Genomic DNA, 5,248 nt, shown 5'->3' with positions numbered 1-5,248 from the left:
GGACTTGATGCAACGATAAATGCCCGGACGGACTCGCTGACTTGCGGGGCGGCAATGCCGACACCATTGTGCTCAAGCATCTTTTTCTCCAGTGCGGCAAAGAAGGGCGCATACTCTTTGAACTGGCCGGGAGTCAGTGGGGTAGCGAGTTGGCGCAGAATGGGGTTGCCCAGCAGGGCTATTTCGAGCGGGTAGGTGACAGACATAATAGGTTCCAGGTATATGTGCCTTGCTTTAAGCGTACGCATAATTTCCACCGATAGAAACGGTTTCTTACTTATCATGCCATAAGCTTGTTTTTCTGCTTGCGTTAGGGTGTTTAATGAGCGAAATTGAGCTGAAAACTGCTTGTGTATTCATTGATATGGAGGATGAAGGGTGCGTATTGGCGTTTTGGTTGTAACTTTGCTGCTCTCTTTGGCTGCGCAGGCAGATGACCGGGAGTTGGGCGAAATTTTTATTGATAAGGCAGCCTCAGAGCAAAAGCTGGAGTTTATCGGCGGAGGTGACAGGCCGGTCAACAATACCATGGTTGATAAGAACAGCGTTTATCAGGATAGAAACCGGGTTGATCCGACCGAGTTTGGGGCTGGTTTGAAATTTAATGCCACCGAGGATTTTAGTATTTCGGTAGAGGCTGGTGGTGAGGTGATCGACCAGCAAGCCCTTGAAGTAGACAGCGGCTCTGTGGTGTTCGAGCTGAGCTACTAGCGGTTTGTCAGGAGAGAGTTTCCCTCTATACAATGTTATTACGGCTAGGTAGTATGCCCTCCATGATTGGAGATTGTTGAGTTTGTTCAGAAAATGACGCCGCAAGAAAAACAGCAAAGTGCCGAATTACTAGTACAGCGTTACGCGCCTGTCGCTGACGGCATCGCGTTATTGTTTTCAGATTATGTCGAGGTCATCATTCATGATCTGGCAACCCAGAGCGTGGCCTATATCGCCAATAATATCTCCAAGCGTAAAATTGGCGATCCTTCTGCACTTGATGATGTTAATTTTGACCAGACAGAAAACGTGATTGGACCTTATGAAAAGCTCAACTGGGACGGTCAGAAGATCTGCTCAACCAGTGTGGTACTGCGTAATGATGAAAATACGCCCATCGGAATGTTGTGTATTAATATGAATACAACGCCGATTGAATCTGCCCGGGCTGTATTGGATCTGCTTTTGCCGGCAAAGAATCTGATCCCCCAGCCAGAAAAACTGTTTAACGATGACTGGCAGGAAAAAATCAACAGCTTTATCCATGACTGGCTAGCCAGCCACCACCTGTCGCTCTCGGTAATTTCAAGAAAAGATAAGCGTCAACTGGTCGAAGCCCTGTATGAGCAAGGGGCGTTTAACGGCAAAAATTCGGCAGACTATATTGCCAATGTGCTTAGTATGGGGCGGGCTACCGTCTTTAACTATTTGCGGGAAATAAAGAACAAGAGTTAGTACCGATCAAGACAGGGGCAATGTCACATTGCCCCTTCAGCCTGTCAGCCTTGCAGCTCAGCAAGGTATTCTGATACTTTTGCCAATCCGGTCTCTAGCACTTGCGGATTATTGGCATAGCCGATACGTACATAACCTTCCATATCCAGCACACTGCCGGGCGTAAACATAACTCCTTTTGCTTCAAGCAGCCCTATGCAAAAATCACGTGATGACATGTCCAGATCATACTTCAGCAAGGCGGTGGTGCCTGATTTGGGCCTGATGTAGGAAATCAAAGGCTCTTTGGCTACCCAGGCATCCAGCATGTCCCGGTTGGTATTGCAGATATTGCGATTACGCTCAAGGATAGCGTCGCGGCATTCCAGGGCGATAGAGGCAAAGTGATCATCAAGCATGCCGACGCTGATGGTGTTATAGTCGCGGTGAATACAGACCGCCTTGATCACTTCAAGCGGCCCGGCTAGCCAGCCAAGTCTCAGCCCGGCCAGAGAAAATGTTTTCGACATACTGCTGGTGCCGATCCCTTTCTCATAAAGATCGGCCACAGAAGCCGTAAAACCGTTACCCTCTTCGTCTGTGCCGCGATAGACCTCGTCACAAAGCAGGTAGGCACCGCAGGAGCGAGCAATGTCAACGACCTGTTCCAGGAATGCTTCATCCATCAACGCGCCCGTCGGGTTGTTCGGGTTATTGATCGCTATCAGCCGGGTGCCTTCTGTTGCCAGTTGTCGCAGCTCGTCCAGATCAGGTAAAAACTGGTTTTCTTCTTTTAGCTTAACAATGTGAACATCAGCCCCGTAGCTTTCCGGGATAGAGTAGTGCTGTTGGTAGGTCGGCAAGACGGCGATTACCCGATCTCCCGGGGAAACCAGAGTTTCGTGCACCAAGGCGTTGGCTCCGATAGCGCCGTGGGTGATCAAGATATTGTCGCGCTTTTGTTTTTGATAGAGCGAGATGATGTTGTCACGCAGCCGATCAGAGCCTTCAATGGCGCCGTAAGTCAGCTTCATCGGCAATAGTTCATTTAATATCGTGTCACGCTTACCTGACATCTCAAGCAGTTGTTCGACGGTGAGTGACTCAACACAGGTTTCGGCCAGATTATATCGACAAGTATTCTCATAGTCGTTCATCCAGATCTCGACACCAAACTCTTTGATTTTCATGGTCTATCCTTATCATTTAATTCAAATACAGCGTTTTTGTTCTGTGTTTACCGAAGTTGCTGGCTCGCCAGTTTCCAGATCCCGTAGGCCATTGCGACATCTTCCAGTCCCAACCCGATTGAACGGAAAAAGACCGGCTTATCATAATCGGGGAGCGGACAGGTTTGTGCAACCAGGCTTGCCAGATCGCCCTTGATCTGCGATTTATCCCAACCGTGCAGGCTCGCAGCAAGACACATTTCACCTGCACTGTCTGGCGTTGTCTGTTGGTAATCGCAATACACGTCGGCCTGACTGAGTAGCTCTGGCGGTACCTCATGGGCATTAGCTGCATTGGTACTGATTGAGGTGATCACAGCCGATGACTTGATGTCAGTCAGTGAAATAACCGGCTGGGCAGAAGAGGTACAAAGCATGATCACATCGGCTTCTTTCGTACAGTGGCTCGCATCTGTAGCGATCTGAATCCGAGGATCGATACTCATTATCTCATCGCGGCGCGCCGGGTTATCGGCCAGCTCTGGTGCATACAGGCTGATTGTTTGCCAGCGGCGTAATTGCAGTACGTGGCGAAGGTGCGCCAGGCCGACGTTACCGGCCCCGATCAGCGCTAAATTACTGCTGTTTTCAGGGGCCAGGTAGTCGATGGCCAGCGCCGTGGTACCAGCGGTGCGTTCAACGGTTAGCTGGCTTGAATCGCACCACAGCAAAGGTTGGCCGGTTTGCATCGACATCAGGCTGGTCCAGGCGGTAATAATCGGCTGTTGCTCGGTGATCAGGTAAGGGGATAGTTTTGCGCCAAATACCCCTTCTTTGGCCATGGCGCCCAGATAGGTGATGAAGTCACCTGCATTTTTGGGAAGCAGGGCTAACGTTTGTGGCGGCTGGACTGCCGTATTGTCACTCAGCGCCAGGAATAGGGACTTCATGAGCCCCTGGACGTCGAGGTGCGGCAACAGGTCGCGAACTTCCGCATCACAAAGAATCAATGGCTTAACTATGTTATTGGCAATCTCAGTAGGGTGGCTTTGCATGGTTTTTCTCGTTTGTCTTTATTGAAACATAACGCACTTATACCATAAAGTATAAATTGTACTAAATAGTATGATTTGTACTTTATAGATTTTTTGAGATCTAAATACCCATTGAAGGTCGTTTCACGCGAAATATAGCGCTTGATCGCTAAGTGGGGGGATCGTGTGACGGAAGTGTGTTACTTGATGACTTAAAGCGCGAGAAGGAGGACGCCGGTCGGAAAGGTTAAGGTTGAGTCGGTATCTGGCTGAAAATTTTTGTGTACCAGGCCGGCTCAGCGGCACGACCTGGTAATGTCGTTTAGGGTAAATCTCGTGATTTGACCTATAAGCCTTTTAGCGCCTCCTTGATAGCCGCATCAAGTTGGCTGTCTTTGCCTGAGGCAATCTCTGACGGGCGGTTAAATATGACGACATCAGGCTGTAGCTCGAGGTTTTCATACAGGCTTCCGTCGAGAGTACGCAGCGGCTGATACGGGAACATATAGCCGACCCCCTGGTAGACCTGGGATTCGAGCCCCATGACGGTTGTCCCTGTCCCCGGTACCGGCTCCCCGACGATCGGGCCTACCTTCAGATCCTGATAATACTGACTAAAGGCCGATGCTTCCGAATACGAGCCGGAATTTGCGATCACCACGGAAGGTTTCAGCCAGCTGCGACGACTGGCATCTGCCGTCGGTTGGCCGATATGGGGCACAATATCAGCCGCTTTGCGTGCGGTGAGGAACTCAATTAGGGTATCTGCCAGGAAGCCACCACCGTTGAAGCGGACATCGACGATCAGGGCATCAGCATTTCTCAGTCGGCCCAGTGCCTCCGATCTTAGGTGCAGGAAGGACGCATTGCTCATATCTGGCAGGTAGACATAACCCACCTTACCGCTGGTTTGCTGGCTGACATAATTCCGGCGTGCGATTTCCCAGCGTTTCATGAGTAGCGAGTAGGCCTCGTCGCTATCTATCGGGGTGAGACGTTGCTGCCAGGTGTTTTCATTGCCGCGCTGCAAAGTCAGAGCAACGGGTTGATCGGCTTTGTTGTTCAGCGCGTCGGCCAGATCCGCCAGGGTATTGACCGGCTTGTTGTTGAGCGCGACAAGTCGATCTCCTGATTTGATTCCATAGGCGTCGTTATCTGCCGGGCCGCCCGGAAGAATACCGTGAATAGTAAGGCCTTCACGCTGGGCTTCTTTGCCTTTCTTCCCTTTGCCAGAGGAGAGGGAAGCCGGGGCGACATGCTGGTCGAAGATCAGCCCGAGCTCTGCTGTCGCATCCTTGCGCATGGTATTTGCTGGTATGGCATAGGCACCGGTGTGAGAGGCATTCAGCTCTCCGCTCAGTTCTTTGAGTACATTGACAAAGTCACGGTCATTGTTGATGTGCGGCAAAAAGCGCTGATAGTGCTCGCTGTAGAAGGCCCAGTCGATATTGCCCATGTCTGGGTGGTAGTACATCTCTTGTGTTTGGCGGACAAACTGCTGGTAGGCGGCCAGTTTCCTCGGCGCTTCCTGGTAATCAACAGGCAGATCGATAGGTAAGCTGACTGAATCGCCCGTTGCCGTATCGACCTCAAACACTTCACCGTCAGCCAGCAGATAGA

At 50.8% G+C, this 5,248-nt stretch carries 6 protein-coding genes; 2 read left to right on the top strand and 4 right to left on the bottom strand.

Annotated elements, in window-relative coordinates:
- Nucleotides 1-206 (bottom strand): peptide deformylase (locus MHN01_RS15745; RefSeq protein ID WP_239412215.1); only part of this gene is annotated, 206 nt, incomplete at its 3' end.
- 172 nt (nucleotides 207-378) lie between these two features.
- On the opposite strand from MHN01_RS15745, the gene MHN01_RS15740 reads away from it, so the two are divergent.
- Both MHN01_RS15740 and MHN01_RS15735 read left to right on the top strand, forming a co-directional pair.
- Nucleotides 379-711, top strand: a complete 333-nt coding sequence (locus tag MHN01_RS15740) for a hypothetical protein (RefSeq protein ID WP_239412214.1) — start codon at nucleotides 379-381, stop codon at nucleotides 709-711.
- A 93-nt stretch (nucleotides 712-804) separates the two neighbouring features.
- The gene (locus MHN01_RS15735; RefSeq protein ID WP_239412213.1) at nucleotides 805-1,446 is read left to right on the top strand and encodes a transcriptional regulator; all 642 of its coding nucleotides are present in this window, start codon (nucleotides 805-807) and stop codon (nucleotides 1,444-1,446) included.
- Between the two features lie 44 nt (nucleotides 1,447-1,490).
- Here MHN01_RS15735 and MHN01_RS15730 read toward each other — a convergent pair whose 3' ends face one another.
- The 3 genes from MHN01_RS15730 to MHN01_RS15720 form a co-directional block, all read right to left on the bottom strand.
- On the bottom strand, nucleotides 1,491-2,615 hold the full coding sequence (locus tag MHN01_RS15730) for an aminotransferase (protein WP_239412212.1): 1,125 nt from the start codon (nucleotides 2,613-2,615) through the stop codon (nucleotides 1,491-1,493).
- A gap of 47 nt (nucleotides 2,616-2,662) precedes the next feature.
- Nucleotides 2,663-3,649 carry an ornithine cyclodeaminase family protein gene (locus tag MHN01_RS15725; RefSeq protein WP_239412211.1) on the bottom strand — a complete coding sequence of 329 codons (987 nt, stop codon included), beginning with the start codon at nucleotides 3,647-3,649 and terminating at the stop codon, nucleotides 2,663-2,665.
- Nucleotides 3,650-3,974: 325 nt separating this feature from the next.
- Nucleotides 3,975-5,248, bottom strand: a 1,274-nt coding sequence (locus tag MHN01_RS15720; protein WP_239412210.1) for a S41 family peptidase, incomplete at its 5' end; no start/stop codon positions are given.

It is taken from the genome of Photobacterium sp. OFAV2-7 (assembly GCF_022347985.1).
Classification (GTDB): Bacteria; Pseudomonadota; Gammaproteobacteria; order Enterobacterales; family Vibrionaceae; genus Photobacterium.
The sequence above is the reverse complement of the archived record's forward strand: the minus strand, read 5'-3'. Positions and strand labels throughout refer to the sequence as shown.

Excerpts from the sequence above, each read along its gene's own strand:
- MHN01_RS15730 (WP_239412212.1), bottom strand. The coding sequence starts at position 2,615 with ATGAAAATCAAAGAGTTTGGTGTCGAGATCTGGATGAACGACTATGAG.
- MHN01_RS15725 (WP_239412211.1), bottom strand. The coding sequence starts at position 3,649 with ATGCAAAGCCACCCTACTGAGATTGCCAATAACATAGTTAAGCCATTG.
- MHN01_RS15735 (WP_239412213.1), top strand. The coding sequence starts at position 805 with ATGACGCCGCAAGAAAAACAGCAAAGTGCCGAATTACTAGTACAGCGT.